A 17,545-nucleotide genomic window follows, 5' to 3' on the forward strand; every position below is an offset into this window, starting at 1 on the left:
GCTCTGATTCTCGGAGTGTCTGGATCCGGACAGATTGTCGGGGTGGTGCGAAGCATCCGTCTGTGCTCGCGGCCCGACGACTTGGCTGGGACCGTCGTTAGGGTTTGCGCGATGACCGGCGATCGAGATGGGCGAGCTCACGCGCGGGATGTTGCTGCGGCCAAGCGGGATGCCGAGGCAGCGGTTCGTGACGGCCTGATGGACGAGACGACGATGAGCGAGCGCGAGTTGGATGCTCGGAAGCAGGCACGGGCCGATCGCGAGGCCTCGCTGGCGGATCGCATGGCGTCTGGCGCCGATCGCGAGGCGGCGGCCGAGGCTCGCCGGGCGGCGCAGCGCAGCGGCGAGTAGCAGCTAGGGCTGCCAGGGCCGGCGTGGATTGGTCGGGTCGCCGGTGTACCAGGACCAGAATTCGCGCGTCTTCGGCGTACGCAGGTCGGCGTCAGCGATGGCCGTGTGGCGGTCGCACAGGTAGATCGGCGCGTGCGCGGTGCCGACTTGGACCGAGCGCGTCTCGGTGCTGAGCTTGTCGCACGCTGGGAATTCGCATCGTGTGAGGGTCATGGCGTCGTCTGGGTCGAGGAAGGTGAGTGCGCTCTGCTCCCCCAGAGAGCAGAGCGCACTCGTACTGACCGGGATGTCCCTCCCACACGTCGTGTTCGGTCGGGCGATATGAGCGTTGCTGCGCCAGAGTCCGAAAACTGACGTACTGGACGGACGCGTCGTCGGAGTTGCTGAGGACATCCTCAGCAGTCAGCGCTGCTCGGTATGTTCGCGGCATGTTGGTGTCCCAGGACGGCCGCGCGGGGTTCCTGGTCTGCGACCACCCGTTGTGCGATCGCACGAGTGATCGATTCGTTGCCTATCTGGGCGGGTCGTTGCCGGATGGCTGGGTGATCTCCGTCCGGTTTCGCAGTCAGGGCCTGGCCGGCCACCTGTGCCCCCGGCACGCGGGAGAGACCACCGCGACGCCGTCGTGAGGGAGGCCAACCCCCTTATCGCGGTCCGGGCCGAGAACAACGCGTAAGCTCGATAGCCCTAGCCGCCGATGACGGGTACCGAGAGACGTGGCCATCGGTCTGGATAAAGCGCGGCCGGCGGCCCGCAGCGCACATCGGGTACGCCGAAGACCGCCGGCCGCTAGCTGAAACCCTGTCCCGGGTTCGCCGCCAACATACTCCGGCGCCGGTCAGCGACTTCAGGTATGAGTTCGCTGTCACATTCAGCGTCCTGCAACCTGCGGAGGGACGGGTCGTCGCTTCTGTGGCTCGCGTGGCCGTCCTGAGTCGCGGCACAGGTCGGTCCGCGAGGCCTGTTAGGTTCGCGCCACAACGACTGCTCTGGTGGTCCGTAGGCTGGCGACGCCGCGGCCACCACACCGCATGGGTCGTCAGGGGTACGGGAAGAACACCGACTGCGCCCGGGTCAGCCCTCGAGTTCACCGGGCGTGGCGGCGGCCGGGTCCCTGCATCCCTGGCCGCCGTCATGGCTTGGGCTTCGTCGGACGTAGCCTCGGGCGTGCGTGTCACCCCGACCGCAGTCCTCATTTCTATGCCTGTCGTGTGTCTGGGATGCGGACCCCGAGCACGAGGTCGGCTTGCAGACGGCAGGGATGATCTGCACCCCATGCGGTTCAGTCTCTCGGACCGCCTGCCTAGGGTCTGGTGCATGGCCGGGACAGCCTGAAGAGCTGCATCGTGCCGCCATGAGGTTTGGCGACGCGGTCACCGTGGCCTTGGTGCGTTCCCGCCCCGGCAGGGGATATGGGCCGGGACGGCCGCACGGCAAGCCACGGGAAGATCCTGATCCACGTGGCCGCGAGCACCATTCCTTGGACGTTGTCGCCAAGCCGGTGCGACGCCCGTTGCACGGGCTTTGCCGGCCGAGGTGCGCGACTACCAGAACCTCGCCGCGGCTTGGAGGTCGCCCCGTGGTTGCTCCGGCCGACTACGCGGTGAAGTCAACGGCGGTGGAAGGCCTCGACGAGCTGCACGAGGCGGGCATGGCGGTCCTTGGGCCCAGCCGCACGTAACGGCTCGAGTCGTTCGCGTGCCTTGGTGAAGCGGGCCAGCCTGTGCTTCGAATGCGAGTCCACCGCCGCGACCGATGCGCCCCTGTCTTGAAGAATGGACATGGACACGTTATTCCCGAGCGACGCAGCGATCGAACTCAGGCAGTTGTGAACCGCGCCTTGGTGGGAGTGGCGTTCCGGCTGGGCCAGAGCCCGGAACGCTGCCTCAGCCCGGGCGGGCCAGTGCCCGGAACGCTCCCTCAGCCAGGGTTCGCGGACGTGCGGAGGCGCGGCGACTCCGTCGCCAGACATCCCAGCGACGAGGCGATCCCAAACCGACGCTTCCCGCTAGTGCGTCGGCCGCGGCCGACCAACTCTGACGCGCTTGCACAGTACGCCTCGAGCCCGCCGCCTAGACCACCGAACACGGAGGCCAATCCGAGACCGACGGCGATGATCAGGACCAACGCGATGATCGCGATTCCGCCTTCCATGATTCCCGGAGTAGCCGGTGCATGTGACCCACAAGCCGAGTTCGACGGACGCGGCTTCCTTCAGAAGGCGCGACCGGCAGAGGCGTCTGATCGACAACCTCTTCGTCACCTAGATTGTGCGGCCCAGCACCTACCGAGACGCGGCCTTGGAGCCCTTGACGGCCGCTGGCGCGACTGATCGAGCACGGCGGGGTGATGCGCATCGACGTCGATACCCGTCATTAACCGCAGCCCTGTCGCAGCCCGACGTGTTCGGCGATGGTGCGCGGCGGCCCGGCTCGCCGCCTGGACGCGCGGTCGCGTTGGACGGGCGCCCCGCCGGCGACTCGACCCGGGCTGGGTCATCTCGAAGGTCATGAGCGGATCTCCTTCGCGCGTCCTACGTGCATCGTTCGCCGCGCCGTCGGGCCAGACAAGGCGCCAAGCGCGTAGCAACGCGCCTCACCAGTACTCCGAGAACCACGGTGCACGCCGGGGCAACTCGGCGAGGGGCTACCCGACGGCGAGTCATGCACTGCTCTCTATACGTCACCACGGAAGTCCCTGCGCCGAGTCGCGCATGTGGCGCGCCTGATGCTTGGCAGCGGCAGAAGCGCTGCCTCGTTAGATGCCACATCCGACACTCGCCGACGCGCCTACGCCCCGCTCAGTCGGTCGCCCGGAGCCAGGATGGGACCAGCGCGCGCAGCCACGACGTCGCCGCCACAATACGTGGGCCTCAGCCGTATGTGCCAAGGGCCAACCCGACGAGCGAGCACCGGCGCCCGCGTGACAGGCCTGGTTACTCAGCGCCAGCTGCGAAGTTCATCCGCACGCGCGTGCCGCCCTCAGGCCGGTTTTGCACGTCGAAGTGTTCGCAGAGCGAGGCGATTAGCGGCAGGCCAGGCCCAGCCCGGGACTGTCTGCGCGGGGCCGCACGCCGCGTCCGTCGTCGCAAACGGTGATGTTAAGACCGTCATCGGGCACGCGGTAGGCGTGCAGCTCGATGTCCCCGGGTGCGGAGCAGTCGGTGTAGGCGTGCATCACGACGTTGGTCAGCGCCTCTGACACCGCCACCGCTAGGCCTTCGGTCCGCGGCCCCGTGCTCGTTGGCATACGCCACGACTTGGTGGCGCGCGCGACGGACCGCCTCAGGGACAGCGGAGAAACGCCAGACTTCGGCGGTAGGCGGTTCCATGTGCTGGTGGTGCCCGGCGAGGAGAGCGCCGCGAAGCAGTTGCGAACGGATTGTCAGCGTACAGACGGCGGCGGTAGCATACGCGCCACTTCTTAAGGCGCGTTGACCGTCGCGAGGTAAGAGGAAGACCAGGTAGCGAGCGATCGCCCGATTTTCGAATCCCGCCCCGTTTGAGCTGGACCAGGAGCGTTGGAGCGACGGCACGATTGTGCTGTGGGTCCGGGGAGAGCTGGATGTGGTGTCGACGCCAGTTCTGCGCGACATGCTCGACGCGCTGGCCGGAAAGGGTCGGACCGTAATGGTCAACGTGCGAGAGGTCACCTTCATGGACTCCACGGGCCTGAACCTGCTGATCCGGTCCAAGCAGCACGCCGAGCAGGACGGCTGGTCCCTGAGAGTGGCACGCGAGGTATCGCCACAGGTCGCCCGGCTCTTTGAGCTGACGGCCATCTCGGAGTACCTGCTGTCCGAGTAAAGGCTCCCGGGCGCCCACGCCGACGGGCACAGCACTGACGGCCTCGAAGCAGCGCATCGCCGTCGGCGGCGCCGAGGTCCATGACTGTCAGCGTGAGTCCGGGTCCAAGGCTGCCACGTTCGGCCCCCAACACACCGACCGTGAGGTTCACCAGCAGGACATCTCCGAGGCCAAGGACGAGGTCGACATGGGCCGCAACAGGGACAACCGCAACGACGCGAAGGACGAAATCCCGATGCTTACCCAGCACCTGCAGATCGCACAGCAGCTCGGCGGCCAGCTCGCCGCCGGCCCTCTCGGCTAGACCATCCGCGGGAGTGTCCTGAGACCTGGACGCACAGCCGCCTCATCTGCGCCGCCGGGCTACGCCAGATCGCTCGATGCGGGCCAGGCGCCGAGCAGGCCGCCCGCTGGGTCTCGCTCGCGGACACGATCGTCTCTGACACCGCAGCACACGCGGTCCATCCCTCCGGGCGTTGGCAGCGCTCGCCAGGCGACGTGCGCGTGGACGCCGCCCTGTTGCTGCCTGCCATCCGCGGCGCGATCCCGGCCTCCGACCCCCGCTCACTCGCACGCTCCAGGCCGTCGCGACAGAGCTCACCCAAGACGGCTACTGCTACCGCTATCGCCCTGACGAACGGCCCCTGGGAACGTCTGAAGGTGCGTTCCTGCTCTGCGGCTTCCTGTTGTCGCTCGCGTTCGCCCAGCAGGGCGACCACGTCAGCGCCACCCGCTGAGCAAGGATGCCGAGGGCGCCGACGGCGTGGCGCTGCGGCGGTGGCGGTCGGCCTCTCTCCATCCCGGCCGCCACCGGCCATCCGCTCGCACCGGACGGGGCCTCCACCCCTTGGCCCGGGTGCACCGTGGTGGTTCCCGTTGCGTCTCGGTGATGGACGCTGCCAGCCGGTCCGACTGTCCGGCGCAGGACCACCGGCCGGCGGGGTCGCATGGCGAGGCGTCGCGGCGGCGATGACGCCCATGGACACCAAGAAGGGCAACGGCCGTCTCCAATGCCCTCCTCCCGTCCCCTGTCGCCCGCGGCCTCATACCTGTCGCGGACTCTCGGCAGGATCTGGTTTCACCGTCGGCCCCCTTATCGGGGCCGACGGTCGTTCAGGATCCCCTCAGGCGGTGGGGCGGTGGTCGTCGTCGGACGCGGCGCCGTGTTGGTCGGGGCCGGTCGCCGTCAGCGCCTCGAGGGTGGTGCTGCCGACCTGAAGGCGCATGGCGATTTCTGCCGTGGTCAGGCCGAGGTTCAGCGCCTCACGCACTAAGACCACGATCCGAGCTAGGGCCGGCGCCGCGACGGGGTCGCCGTGTCGTCGAGTGATGGAGCGTCGATGCCCCTCGACGGTCAGCTGGCTTCGTATCTCGTCGATGCGCTCGGTCATGCTGGCGCGGGCGGGCCGGGATTGATGTGACGGCGCACCCGCAGATGCCGTTGGCGTTGCATGACCAACGCGAGTGCATCGGTGGTCGTCATTTCGGCCAGCCGTCGGCGACAGTGCGAACAGCGGTCAGGGCGCGGGTCGCCTGCATGGATCTTCAAGCAGGTGGGACAGACAGCGCAGGTCGCAGGCAACGGTAACTCCGATCACGTCCAGAGGTGATGTGTCCGTTGCTTCCCCACTTGCCTGCAATAACAGTGAGGCCGCGTGCCGGTCTGATCCGACGGAGTCCTTGGAGGCTCCGAGAACGTCGCCGTGCCAAATTGTACTTCGAACGCAGTGCCCTAAGAGCGTCAGACGTGTGGTCCTCGGCCGCGACGTCAGGGCTCCGACGTCCCGGCGCTGACGTCTCGGTAAGAGGTCAAGTTCAGGGGGTCGCGGCGAAGATCATGCGCAGGCGGCCGAGCTCTCCCTGCGACGGCCGGTGCGCCGGGGCGTTCCGCGCCACCACCCGATGTGGGTCCCTGCGCGGACGATTCCCCGCTGGTTGCCCCGTCCCGGAACCACACTGGCGCCATGACTGCATATCGCTGGGCTGCGCCGCGTTTCGTCCTGCTGCTGGTGGCCCTCGCCGCCTGTGTGCTGGGCCTCACCGGCGGCGTCGCCTCGGCGACCCCGCCCGCGGCGAGTTTCACGATGAGCCCCGACCCCGCGGTAGTCGATCAGACGGTGACGTTCACCGACACGTCGACCGATCCCGACGGGGGCACGATCGTGGCGCGCGGATGGGACATCAACGGAGATGGCGTCATCAGCGATCCGCTCGGCGCACCGGTGGTGCAGCGGACCTACCACACGGCCGGCATGTACACGATCACGCTGCGCGTCACCGACTCCCAAGGGGAGACCGCCACTCTTCAACGCACCCTCCAGGTCGGCACGAGCGCACCTCCACCCGACCCGACGCCGACGCCGACCCCGGCGCCTCTCCCGACGCCGACCCCGACCCCGGCGTCCGGTCCGTCGCCGTCGGCATCGAACCGCACGCCGGTCGCGGCATTCACGTTTTCGCCGTTCGCCCCGACCGTGGGGGCGCTCGTCTCATCTACCTCGGGGTCCAGCGACGCCGACGGATCCCTGGTCCACCAGCTCTGGGACCTCGACGGCGACGGCCAGTTCGACGATGCGGCGGGCGCGACGGTGCAAATCGCGTACGCCACTGCCGGAAGCCGGGCCGTGAGCCTCAAGGTGACCGACGACCGCGGCGCCTCCGCGGTGGCGTTTCAGACGGTCCCGGTCATCGACGCGCCGGCCGGCGCCGCCTCCGGCGCTCCGACGCCCGCGGCCACCAACACGCCGACGACATCCACGAGGACGACCCGCACCCCGCTGCTGGCCCCGTTCCCGATCGTGCGCATCCGCGGACAGGTCATCGGCTCCGCCGTGCGCCTCTCGGTGCTCAGCGTCAGGGCGCCCGCGCGTTCGACGGTCACCGTGCGCTGCTCGGGCCGCGGATGCCCAGTCACCCGCTCGGTGCAGCGCGCCGGGTCCCGCACCCGCACCGTACGCCTTGCTCGCCTGGAGCGCACGCTGCGCGCCGGGACCGTGCTGCGCGTGTCGGTCACGCGCGCGGGCACGGTCGGCAAGTACACGGAGTTCCGCCTACGAAAGGGGCGCGCGCCGGCTCGCCGCGACCTGTGCCTACGCGACGGGTCACCGCGTCCGTCGGCCTGCCCGGCGGCCTGATGCTCGGCGCATCGGGCGGGCCGGCTCGGCAAGCACATCGTGTCTCCGCTCGATCTCGCCACGGCCCTCGACATGACGAGATGAACCCTGGCACATCGCCCAATGGCTGGGCGTGCCTGCCCTGCTGCGGGCCATCGGTATCTCATCCTGCCGGGCCGCTGCCTGACCTCAAGACATCCTCTGGTCCAAGGCGCAACGATGAGTCCTCCGGCGCATCAGCGCCGCGGCGGCGAACCGGGATCCCCGACGTCCGGCCGTGCGTCTTGGGGCCACCGTGCCCAGAGCAGGTCACCGGACCAGATCGCGGATCACCGGAGTCGACCATGCCTGGGCTGTGCGTGACATCAGAACCACTCGGTGACCGTCGAGATCGCGTTCCGTGTCGCCCCGCCCGCGGGCTTGGGGCAGGCCTACTTGGCCAGCGACGCTACGAGGTTGATCGTGGTGGCGATGATGAGCGTGCCGAACATGTACGACAACAGCGCATGGCGCGTGGCGGTGTGACGGATCGCCTTGGCCTGCAGGTCGGTGTCTGAAACCTGGAAGGTCATGCCGATGGTCAGAGACACGTAGCCGAAGTCGGCATAGCTGGGCGGATCGTTCTCATTGAAGCCGATGCCGCCCGGAACGCCTTCGTAGTAGAGGCGGGCGTAGCGCAAGCAGAAGACCGTGTGCACCACGCTCCAGGCCAGCAGGATGCTGATGATGCTCGCGCCGATCAACAGGTCCTTGGTCGCGCCGCTGCTGTGGCTGGCGCGCACGAGGATGATGCCCACGGCCAGCAGGCTGGCCAGGCTGCCGGCGAGCAGCAGGCCATCTGAGGCCCCGCGGCGAGGGTCATCGCGCAGGGCGTGCCGCGCGGTCCCGGCGGCGTCGACCGCCCACACCGACCACCAGATCCAGGCAAGGAACACGACCGCCGCGATGTCCCAGACGGCCAGCGGCACCAGCCACCAGATGCCGAATGCCGCGACTACGAAACCGGCGAAGACGCCAATGACAGCGCAGACAATGATCCGGACGCTGGCCGACACACCCCGGGCACGCTCTGGCATCCGCGCCGTCTGCCCGATCGGAGCCTTGCTCATGTGATGTGGATACCACGATCCTGTGCTGCGCACCCCCACAAGGGACGGCGGCGGCGCGTCGCGTGGCCGGCGGATGGCACCGTGCCTCACCGCTGCTCGCGCGGCGTCACCTGCCTACACGACGGCAGGGTGATCCAACCAAGCCGCCGTTCCCAGGCGTCCGGGGTCCGCCGAACGTCGCGAGGTCGGCTCGCCCATCAATGGACCGGTCGCCAACACCGGCCGAAACAACGCGACCAAGTCTTCCGGCCTAGACAGCGAGCTGCCACACCGGCTGAGCATCGCCCTACTCGGACGGGGCGTGACCTCGTATGACTTGCGAGCGGCAGACGTCTCGGCACCGTGGCGTTCATCCGCCCCTTGTCGACGAGAACCATGCCTCCTCGACGCCGCGCGGAAGGTCACGGCTACCGCCAAGAGACGTCAGAGGTGGCCAGCAGCGACAGCGCTTCGCCAAAGCCCACTCCCGTCGACACTCGACGCATCCGGCCCCGGACGATCATCTTCATAGTCTGCGCAACGACCGCCGATGCAGCCCACCCCCTAAAAGTTGGGGTGATGTACCGCTAGCGTGTTGAGGGATGACCTTTCCCTGCCGGTCAGGAATCGCTGTGGCGGTGGCGCTCACGGCCTCAGGAGCGGTGAGCCCGACCATCGCGCCGGCAGCGGCACGTGGGTCTTCGGTGTGCCCGGTCGTGGCCTATCAACGGGCGGCCGGCGGGACCTATCTGCTGCAGCCGGTGCGATACGTGCGCGCGGGAGATCGGGTCTGGGCGGCGTTTCGTTACAGCGATGCCCGTGGCAGGAAGGCCTACGAGTTCCGCCAGTATCCGTTGGTCGACGGGCGGTTGAGGCTGATCGCGGTGCGCGAGGGACGGGTGGCCGGCGACGGCGTTGTGGCCGCGTATGCGCGCTCCTGCGTTCCGGACGCCGCGTTGGCCCCGACGGCTCGTCTCGGGCGCTATGCCATCACCGTTTCGCTGCCTGTCGCCTTCGCCTGGAAACTGCCGGGCCACCACCTCGCTCCGAGCGCAGGTCCTGTGATCGGCGGAGTGCTCGGTGCGCAGTCCGCGGCGCCCGTGGCCGCACAGTCCCAGGAGCCTTTCAAGGATGTATCGGCCTCTGAGACCGGGCCATCGCTGGCGCCTGTACCTCCTGCGCTCCCCGCACCCGGTCCGGCGGCTCCCCCGATGGCGACGACGGCGACCGTGCTGGTGGCCGGTGACATCGCCGAGTGCGTCAACAATGTGCCCGGGGACCCGTCCCAGGGCCAGCATCCCGGCAGGGGCGCGGTGGCCACCGGACAGATGATCCGGGCGCAGATCGCTGACGGCGGCATCGACGGCATCCTCTCCTTGGGCGACCATGTCTATGAGTCAGGCCTCCCCGCGGAGTTTCGCGACTGCTACGAGCCGACGTGGGGCTCCTTTCGCAACATCACCTTCCCGGTTCCCGGTAACCACGACTACCGCTGCGGTCAGACCGTGCCGGGCTGCCCGACGCCGGCCGGCGCCTACTTCAACTACTTCGCCGACCGCGCCGGTCCCCCGGGGCGCGGCTACTACAGCTTCGATCTCGGCGCCTGGCACATCGTGGCCTTGGACTCCGAGATCGATTCCTCGCCGGCGGCGGCCAGGACCTCGACGCAGATGGCCTGGCTCAAGGACGATCTCGCCGCCCATCCCAACCGGTGCCTGGCCGCCATGTGGCACCAGCCGGCCTACAGCAACGACCCCCTGCACGGCGACGACCCCACGATGCAGGTCTACTTCGCCGCCCTGCATGACGCCGGAGCCGATCTCGTGCTCAACGGCCACGTCCATGCCTACGAGCGCTGGGCCGAGCTCGGCGCCGACGGCCTCCCACAAGCCGGCGGCACCCGCGAGATCATCAACGGCCTCGGCGGCGCCAACATCACCGCTGCCAACACGGGACGACCCGGCCAAGAAGTCGTCTACAACGCCAACTACGGACTGCTCAAACTGAACCTGGCCTCCGATGGCTACCGCTGGGCCTGGCTCAACGCCCCCAACAACACCAGCCCCAGCGTCAGCGGCCAGCTCACCGACTCCGGCACCGGCAGCTGCCACTGAGACGGGTCACGCTTGCGCGAAACCCGGTGCCCAGATGCACGGCGGTGGGTCTGGCATCGCCACCGCGCTAATGGCTGCGATTGCCACGGGTGGGACCGAGTGACGGATCACCGGAGATCTGCGGTTCATGCACAGACGGACAGATCCGCGACAGCGGCATGATAGATCCAGGGCAAGTAGGCCACGCACACGGCACTGCCGCTGGCGCGATGCTATGGGCCGCCCTGGGCCAGGATATGAGGGCTCCAGGACGGCCAGCTAGCCGCATCCGTGCAGAGACCGAGACGGGGGAACCAATTCAGGTCTCAAACGAGATAAGCGATGGTGCTTCTCAGCTCCATCCCCGTTCGAGGCCAACGTGTCCATGGTTCCGTGGCTCTGATCCGCGGTTGTTTGCCGGGAGACAGCCCCCCGTCGGGTTTTCACCGCGGACCGCCGCTTGCGATGCTCCGTGTGTGCCGGCCGGACCAGGTGCTGAGCCTGGCGAGCGTGTGCGCCGCCTCTGTGACCGTCGATGCGCGGAAGCCCAAACGGCAGGTTTGTGGCGGACCCGGGAGCGCATCCGAGGGCGGAATCTCCTCATCGGCAGCTAGCGCCGGCGGCCTTGGCAGCCCAGTCTCGGTCCGAGGCCGCGCGGCTCCGGCACCTGGGGGGACCCGCAGCCGATCGCCTATGTCCGTCGTGCTGCCGCGGAGTCCTCACCTGCACCGCGGTGAATGCGGAGTGACGGCCCTGTGGCTACCGCGTGGACCGGAGCACGCGGGCGGCGAGGGCGCCCACGGCCAGCGGCGACAGGGCGAGCGGAAGGCAGCACCCGCTGACGGTCACGCGATTGCCCCGGCGGGTGCGCGCGCTGTAGGACGGAAACGGACCGATGCGTCCGAACCCGCCGCGACCTGCCCGCCCGCCCGGACCGTAGCCTCGGGCTCCGTAGGAGCCGCGGCCACGCTGCTGGCCGCGCAGCACGCGGCGCAGCAGGTACCGGCCGAAGAACCGTCCGACGACGTTCACGTCAGCCTCCGAGCCCGGGTGTGGCGAGGTCCTTGATGACGGTTCCGGCGCTGCTGCTCTGGCTCCCCAGACGGTCCACGGAGCTGGCGGCGCCGGCGATCGCCGCCGGGTTCAACACCCCACCCTTCAGCGAGGTGGCGAGCTCTCCGAGCTGGCCGCCGAGCCCGTCCACCTTCTGAGCCAACGGCCGCAGGCGGTCATCGGACAGCGCAGCCCTGTTGGCCTGCTTGAGCTCGTGGACGGCGAAGAGACCGGCGGCACCCGCCTTGACCATGACCTTGGTGCGGCCCGGCGCGCTCTTGCTGAACTGGTGGGCGCGGTAGGGCGTGTAGATGTAGCGATGAAACGCTCCGAAGGCCAGGCCGGTGTGCAGCACGAACTTGGTCTTGGCGAAGTGCACATCGGGCACGGTCGCGGTGGTCTGCTGACCGTTTGCTCCGGTCTGGGTCACCGTCTTGGTCGCGTTGCCGCAGCCGGCCAGGAAGATCAGTGACACCAACAGTGCGGCGGGCATGGTTCTCGACACGGGCTGCTCCTCAGCAAGGATGAGAGCGACGATACGCGTCGCTGGGCTGGACACTGCTGGTGTAGAGCGGTCTTGCGCCGAGAGGCGGTCCTAGCGCGCGGCATACACCTGTGATCCGGGGTAGCCGCTGGTGTGCCATGTCAAGCATCAGCTGTCCGATGCTCAGTGACCGCCGACCTGCCGCACCGTGCTGAGCATCGCCCGCTGGCCGCCGCAGGCCGACGACCTTGTGTGCCCATTCGCAAAGGCCCCATGACCGGGCATCCTGAACGGTGTTCGTCCTGCGTAGAGGAACACAGGAGAAGCGACGTCCACTGACGGCTAGTCGTTGCTGGCCATCTTTCCCGCCATCATCGCCCGGAGCACATTGGGCTATGTGGGTTATGGCTCCTGTCGCGCCGTCAGCCCAACCCCCACCGCTTCGTACTAGACCAGGGTCTTCTTGGGGTTCTCACCAGGTCTGCGGGCACCTCCACCTAGTCCCCGTCCTGCGTTCCGGCGTCCGACGCCTGAGCGGGGCGCCGGAATGTCCCGCGAGCCCCTAGGGCGAGGGCGGCCCCGGCGTCTCGTTGACACCGCCGACATAGGCCGGCGGGTACGCGTCACCCTGGCCGTGACGGTCGTCGTGCTTGGCGAACTTAGAGGTCAGCTTGTCGCGATTCTTGAAGGCCAGGCCGGCCGCGCCGGCCAGGAGCGCAAGACCGCCGGTCTTGCCCTTGCCCTTCGTCCGACGGCCCTTCGCACCCGAGGAACCCAGCAGGGCGCCGAGGCCGCTGAGCGCCGCGCTCGTGCTCGACTTGTGCGACCGCTTGCTTGAGCGGCCGGGGGACCGGGAGATCGAACGCTTCGGCGCCGTCGTCGGGCGGCCGAATCGGCTGCTAGCACCGGCGCGCTTTGAGGTGCGTGTGCGTGTGGTGGCCATGCGGACGGACTCCCCGAATGCGCACCCGTCCAAGCAAGACATCGCAACACCCCGGACCTGACCGGGGTTCTTGCCGTGGTCGACTCTTGCTAGCCGGAACGCGCTGTCTCGCATTCAGGCGCGGCCTGTCGTCATCGGAACGACGGTGCGCCCCACGAGTACCGACCGCGGCCGCGGTATCGCGCAATGGCAGCTAAGCCTTCTCGCACGCGATCCGTATTGTCGCGGTCGAGGCTCGTGTTCATCCGTGTTGACGTGGAAGTTCAGCACCGGGGTGCCCGACGACACATGATCGTGCGCCGCCGCCCGCCCCAGACCGTGCGCATACAACGCGTTCAGGCTCTTGCAATTCTCGTGGTGCTTCACCCCGTGCGAACTCGGGCGCCGCGCAGACGCCGAGGAGCGCGATGCGACAAGCAGACTCACAGCAACATCGCATGTGCCGACGCCACAGAACCTCAGCGATAAGCAAGACCATGTGCATGGCCGCGGTGGCCTCTTGCCCAAACTACCCCCAGCACGGTCCCGCAGTACGCAAATTTCGGGCCTCTTCGAGACACGGTCTCGTCTTAGGTCTGTTGCGAGGGTCCGGCGACCGCTACCAGCCGAGAGGGCTGTGCAGCACCGCGTCCGCATCGCGCTCTGCTCCCGACCCGAAGGCGTGTCGACAGTACCGGCACACCCGCGCCTCCAGCTTCACGCGCTCGGCGCAGTCGGGGCACGTCTTGTGACTGCGCACATCGACCCACCAGACGGCCAGGACGATACCGCCGGCAAGGCACAACCCGACCACGGCGGCCTGCGCGTAGTCCTCGGGGTCTCCGTTCGGAAGGCCGGTGGCCGCCATCAGTCCAGCCGTCTGGACTCCTGCGATGATCAGGACGAGCACCGGAGCGATACCCCCGACGACCTCGCTGCGCTGCGCCAGGATCGCCAGCACGACGACGAACAGCGCGAAGATGCCCAGCCCAACTAGGCCCAGCGTCGTCCCATCGGTGTGTTTGGCTAGCCACGCCGCGCCGGTCCCGGCTCCCGTCGCCAGGCCGACGAATGCGCCCAATGCCGCCAGCATCCGACCGAGCATCGCGTCCTAAGGTAGGCCCAAACACGTCCCATGGGAGGCGGTGCAAGATGCGTGCCAGTCCGTCATGCTTGGTTGCGCGGTAGACGCGCGGCGATGACGACGACTTTGCCGCCGGCAAGGCGCTTATGGAGGACGCGGTCGCTCCCCTGCTCCGGATGGTCGACCGAGCGCGGTGCGCGGCCCACGCTCGGCGCCCCGTGGCGAGGCACCCTGCTTGTCTGGCGGAACCTCGCGCCGCTCCCGCGCAAGCAACGGCTCCACGCCCACCCGGACCTGCGGACAATGCCCTGGGCGAACCGGACGGCATTCCCGTGCACGCTTCAGTAGCTCAGCTTGAACCGCCGGCCGGACGTCGGTAAGCACCTGGCAAACGCACCACGCCGAGAGGAGCCGAAGCGGAGCTCTCGCCGGGAGGCCGGATCGCCAGACAATCAACCTGGTTGCCTGCAGGAGCGAGACGGCCCGAACCACCTCGATGCACCTGAAAATCGTGGTGTCCCCGGTTCGAGTCCGGGACTCGCCATCACCCAGAATTACGTCGATATGCAGGCATAACGCCCGAGCTGGCCGCGGGCTGGATCTGCCGCCCAGTGCCAAGTGGCAAACAGGGTGGCAAACATCGCCCCGGGGATCCGGGCGCTCGCATCGCCCTGTTGGGCGTGATGCAGGAGCACCGAGACCCCACGATCCAGGCCGATCCGTCGCTGGTCCTGGCGCTGCCCCCAGCTGTCTTTGAGCTGCTGGTGGCGCGCGTCAGCGAGCAGGTCATGGCCCGTCTGTCGCCCGGACCGGAGGGTTGGGTCGGGGTGGCCGAGGCCGCCCGCCATCTGGGCTGCAAGCTCCCGCGCATCTACGACCTGGTCTGCCGACGAGCCGCGACCGGGATCCCGCACCGCAAGGAAGGGACCCGGTTGCTGTTCAAGCTCTCGGCGCTGGATCGCTGGATCGACGCCGGCGGCGCGGCCTGACCGTTTGCACCCGACGAACTCTGGACATGGCCAGCCCCTCCGTACGGCTCCTCTCGGCCCAACACGCAAAGGCCGAGATGCCCGACCCCGAGAAGATCACCAAGCGCCAGACGACCAAGACCAGCGTCCCCGGCATCTTGGAGTGGACCCGGTCTGATGGACATCTGGGGGCTTTCGTGGCTTGGCCGCGAAAGGATGTGTCTGTCGATGCCGAGAACGCGCCCTGCGTACCCCGATGATTTCCGCCGTGAGGCGGTCGAGTTGCTGCGTGCTGGCCGGACCCCGAGAGAGCTCGCGCAGAGCCTGGGGGTCTCGGAGCAGACGCTGAGAAACTGGCGGCGTCAGGACCAGATCGATCGCCACGAGCGCGACGATGGCCCGACCAGCGAGCAGCGCGATGAGCTGACTCGGTTGCGCCGCGAGAACGAGCGCCTGCGCCAGGAGCGTGACTTGCTCAAGCGAGCCGCGGCCTTCTTCGCAACGGAGAACGGGACCCGGTGATGATGTACCGGTTGATCTCGGCGGAGAAGGCCCGCACCCCTGTCTCTGTGGCCTGCGAGCTGCTCGGTGTCTCGAGGTCGGGCTTCTATGCGTGGTCGACGCGGGCGCCGTCTGACCGCGCGCTTTCGGACGCGTGGCTGATCGAGAAGATCAAAGACATCCACAACGACAACCGTCGGGTCTACGGATCGCGGCGGGTGGCCGCCGAGCTGCGCCTCGGCCACGGCATCACGGTCTCGCGCAAGCGCATCCAGCGCCTGATGCGCCAGGCCGAGATCTCCGGTCTGGTGGCAAGAAAGCGCGGCCGCACGACGATCCGCGTCCCAGGCGTTCGCGTCGCCGACGACCTCGTGCGCCGCCAGTTTCGCCCCGCGGCGCCCGACGTCTTGTGGGTCGCCGACATCACCTACCTCAGAACCTGGGAGGGCTGGCTCTATCTCGCCGCCGTCCAGGACGCCTTCAGCCGCCGGATCGTCGGCTGGTCGATGGCCGACCACATGCGCGCCGAGCTGGTCGTCGATGCGCTGCAGATGGGCGTTCACCGCCGCCGGCCCGGACCCGGACTGGTTCATCACTCCGACCAAGGCAGCCAGTTCGTCTCGCTGGCCTTCGGCCAGAAAGCCCGCGACGCCGGCATCGCCGTTTCGATGGGCTCACGCGGCGACTGCTACGACAACGCCGTCGCCGAGAGCTTCTTTGCCACCCTCAAGAAAGAGCTCGTGCACCGCCGCTGCTGGCCCACGCGCCGCGAGCTGTCCTCAGAGGTCTTCGAATACGTCGAGGCCTTCTACAACACCACCCGCCGACACTCGACCCTGGGCTACCTCTCACCCGCCCAGTTCGAGAACATCTCCCAATCCAACAACCCCAAGATCAACGGCTAGCCCCGCAAGCCCGGAACTGTCCGAACAACGGGGTCCACTCCACCCGCCGGGCTCGATGAGCGTGACGTGGATCCCGAAGCCCGCGACCTCCTGGGCCAGCGCCTGGCTGAGGCCCTCCAGCGCCCACTTGGAGGCGTGGTACATGCCGATGCCCGGGAGGGCCGAGATGCCGCCGATCGAGGAGACCTGGAGGATGTGGCCGCTTCCCTGCTCGCGCAGGAACGGCAGCGCGGCCTGCGTGACCCACAGCGCCCCGAAGAGGTTGGTCTCGATCTGGTCGCGCGCCTCCTGCTCGCTGAGCTCCTCGACCATGCCCAACTGGCCGTAGCCGGCGTTGTTGACGACGACGTCGAGGCGGCCGAAGTGCTCGTGGGCGCGGGCGACCGCCGCGAACGCGGCGTCGCGGTCGGTGACGTCCAGGGCCAGCGCCAGCAGCGCATCGCCGTGGCGGGCGACGAGGTCGTCGAGGCCGCCCGTGTCGCGCGCGCTCGCCGCGACGCGGTCGCCGCGCTGGAGCGCCGCGGCGGCCCACTCGCGGCCGAAGCCGCGCGACGTCCCGGTGATGAACCATGTCTTGGCCGGCATGATCCCACGCCACAGCCCTTGCGCTGGGGTAGCAGGTGGCTTGGGCACCTGCCGCCGGTATCACGCTCCGCACCCCTTCCACGAGGTGCGTCAAGCCAGCCGGTTGCCTCTGCTCCCCTCTTTCGCTGCGTGGGCGGCCTCTGCTCCCCTCTTTTCGCTGCGTGCGTGACCTCCTATCGCGGCCTTCTTCGGCCTCTTGTTCTCACGGCCTCGGACGAGATGTAGCCCTAACGGGAAAGCCCATCCCGACCGCCATTCGATTGCAGCCCGTCGATCACGATGACGAGAGTGCTCGTCGCAGGCCGACTATCGCCTCGAGCGACCTGACGAGAAGGCCGACGTCAGCGTCTGGGGCGCCGCCCTCCGTACTGGACGTGATTCGCGTCGCCCGGTGACGGTGACATGGCCGGCGGTAAGACATGCGGTGAGGGTGACGCTGGGGTGTGTATGAGCAAACAAGCCTTCGTGATCGTGGGCGTGATCTCGCCGGTACGGCTGGGCAGACGACCCTCCCGGCCCAGCGCCAACAAGCGGCGACCGGGCTCGTCGTCACGCGCGAGCAGACCTCCACCAACGAGCATGCCGACCTGGG

The 17,545-nt window shown here is 68.4% G+C and carries 15 protein-coding genes and 2 pseudogenes; 8 read left to right on the forward strand and 9 right to left on the reverse strand.

All coding sequences use genetic code 11. The features are described 5' to 3' along the window. Nucleotides 1-111 precede the first annotated feature (111 nt). Nucleotides 112-351 (forward strand): hypothetical protein, encoded by a 240-nt coding sequence (locus tag FSW04_RS01270; protein ID WP_146915435.1) that lies wholly within the window; start codon nucleotides 112-114, stop codon nucleotides 349-351. Nucleotides 352-354: 3 nt separating this feature from the next. Here the strand turns inward: FSW04_RS01270 and FSW04_RS01275 are convergent, their stop codons facing one another. Beyond that, nucleotides 355-564, reverse strand: coding sequence for a hypothetical protein (locus tag FSW04_RS01275; RefSeq protein WP_146915437.1), 210 nt, complete (start codon nucleotides 562-564; stop codon nucleotides 355-357). Nucleotides 565-3,375: 2,811 nt separating this feature from the next. After that, on the reverse strand, nucleotides 3,376-3,600 hold the full coding sequence (locus tag FSW04_RS28255) for an ATP-binding protein (protein WP_146915439.1): 225 nt from the start codon (nucleotides 3,598-3,600) through the stop codon (nucleotides 3,376-3,378). Between the two features lie 320 nt (nucleotides 3,601-3,920). Between FSW04_RS28255 and FSW04_RS01285 the strand changes: the two genes are divergently transcribed. Next, nucleotides 3,921-4,157: an STAS domain-containing protein gene (locus FSW04_RS01285; protein ID WP_321167698.1), complete on the forward strand. Its 237-nt coding sequence runs from the start codon at nucleotides 3,921-3,923 to the stop codon at nucleotides 4,155-4,157. Nucleotides 4,158-4,487: 330 nt separating this feature from the next. Continuing rightward, a pseudogene (locus FSW04_RS28260) lies at nucleotides 4,488-4,891 on the forward strand (glycoside hydrolase family 15 protein); the annotation flags it as partial. A gap of 390 nt (nucleotides 4,892-5,281) precedes the next feature. Here the strand turns inward: FSW04_RS28260 and FSW04_RS01295 are convergent. After that, the gene (locus tag FSW04_RS01295) at nucleotides 5,282-5,548 is read right to left on the reverse strand and encodes a hypothetical protein (protein ID WP_146915443.1); all 267 of its coding nucleotides are present in this window, start codon (nucleotides 5,546-5,548) and stop codon (nucleotides 5,282-5,284) included. Nucleotides 5,549-6,121: 573 nt separating this feature from the next. Between FSW04_RS01295 and FSW04_RS01300 the strand changes: the two genes are divergently transcribed. Continuing rightward, complete coding sequence (locus FSW04_RS01300) at nucleotides 6,122-7,291, forward strand: PKD domain-containing protein (protein WP_146915445.1); 1,170 nt, start codon at nucleotides 6,122-6,124, stop codon at nucleotides 7,289-7,291. 410 nt (nucleotides 7,292-7,701) lie between these two features. On the opposite strand, the gene FSW04_RS01305 is transcribed toward FSW04_RS01300, so the two are convergent. Beyond that, nucleotides 7,702-8,379 carry a DUF1345 domain-containing protein gene (locus FSW04_RS01305; protein ID WP_228430779.1) on the reverse strand — a complete coding sequence of 226 codons (678 nt, stop codon included), beginning with the start codon at nucleotides 8,377-8,379 and terminating at the stop codon, nucleotides 7,702-7,704. A gap of 581 nt (nucleotides 8,380-8,960) precedes the next feature. On the opposite strand from FSW04_RS01305, the gene FSW04_RS01310 reads away from it, so the two are divergent. Continuing rightward, the gene (locus FSW04_RS01310) at nucleotides 8,961-10,472 is read left to right on the forward strand and encodes a metallophosphoesterase family protein (protein WP_146915447.1); all 1,512 of its coding nucleotides are present in this window, start codon (nucleotides 8,961-8,963) and stop codon (nucleotides 10,470-10,472) included. A gap of 738 nt (nucleotides 10,473-11,210) precedes the next feature. Here FSW04_RS01310 and FSW04_RS01315 read toward each other — a convergent pair. From FSW04_RS01315 to FSW04_RS01330, 4 genes are all read right to left on the reverse strand, one after another. After that, on the reverse strand, nucleotides 11,211-11,483 hold the full coding sequence (locus FSW04_RS01315) for a hypothetical protein (protein ID WP_146915449.1): 273 nt from the start codon (nucleotides 11,481-11,483) through the stop codon (nucleotides 11,211-11,213). A gap of 1 nt (nucleotide 11,484) precedes the next feature. Beyond that, entirely contained in the window at nucleotides 11,485-12,009 is a 525-nt protein-coding gene (locus FSW04_RS01320; protein WP_146915451.1) for a hypothetical protein, read from the reverse strand. A 541-nt stretch (nucleotides 12,010-12,550) separates the two neighbouring features. Further along, on the reverse strand, nucleotides 12,551-12,931 hold the full coding sequence (locus FSW04_RS01325) for a hypothetical protein (RefSeq protein ID WP_146915453.1): 381 nt from the start codon (nucleotides 12,929-12,931) through the stop codon (nucleotides 12,551-12,553). 598 nt (nucleotides 12,932-13,529) lie between these two features. After that, a complete protein-coding gene (locus FSW04_RS01330) occupies nucleotides 13,530-14,015 on the reverse strand; it encodes a hypothetical protein (protein WP_146915455.1) in 486 nt (161 codons plus the stop codon). 662 nt (nucleotides 14,016-14,677) lie between these two features. Between FSW04_RS01330 and FSW04_RS01335 the strand changes: the two genes are divergently transcribed. The 3 genes from FSW04_RS01335 (at nucleotide 14,678) to FSW04_RS01345 (ending at nucleotide 16,368) form a co-directional block, all read left to right on the forward strand. Further along, nucleotides 14,678-14,983 carry a helix-turn-helix domain-containing protein gene (locus FSW04_RS01335; protein WP_146915457.1) on the forward strand — a complete coding sequence of 102 codons (306 nt, stop codon included), beginning with the start codon at nucleotides 14,678-14,680 and terminating at the stop codon, nucleotides 14,981-14,983. A gap of 156 nt (nucleotides 14,984-15,139) precedes the next feature. Next, nucleotides 15,140-15,484 carry a transposase gene (locus FSW04_RS01340; RefSeq protein ID WP_146915460.1) on the forward strand — a complete coding sequence of 115 codons (345 nt, stop codon included), beginning with the start codon at nucleotides 15,140-15,142 and terminating at the stop codon, nucleotides 15,482-15,484. 11 nt (nucleotides 15,485-15,495) lie between these two features. After that, nucleotides 15,496-16,368, forward strand: a complete 873-nt coding sequence (locus tag FSW04_RS01345; protein ID WP_267128280.1) for an IS3 family transposase — start codon at nucleotides 15,496-15,498, stop codon at nucleotides 16,366-16,368. Between the two features lie 33 nt (nucleotides 16,369-16,401). Here FSW04_RS01345 and FSW04_RS01350 read toward each other — a convergent pair. Then, nucleotides 16,402-16,953: pseudogene (locus FSW04_RS01350) on the reverse strand (SDR family NAD(P)-dependent oxidoreductase); the annotation flags it as partial. Between the last annotated feature and the right edge of the window lie 592 nt (nucleotides 16,954-17,545).

It is taken from the genome of Baekduia soli (assembly GCF_007970665.1).
Taxonomy (GTDB): Bacteria; Actinomycetota; Thermoleophilia; order Solirubrobacterales; family Solirubrobacteraceae; genus Baekduia; species Baekduia soli.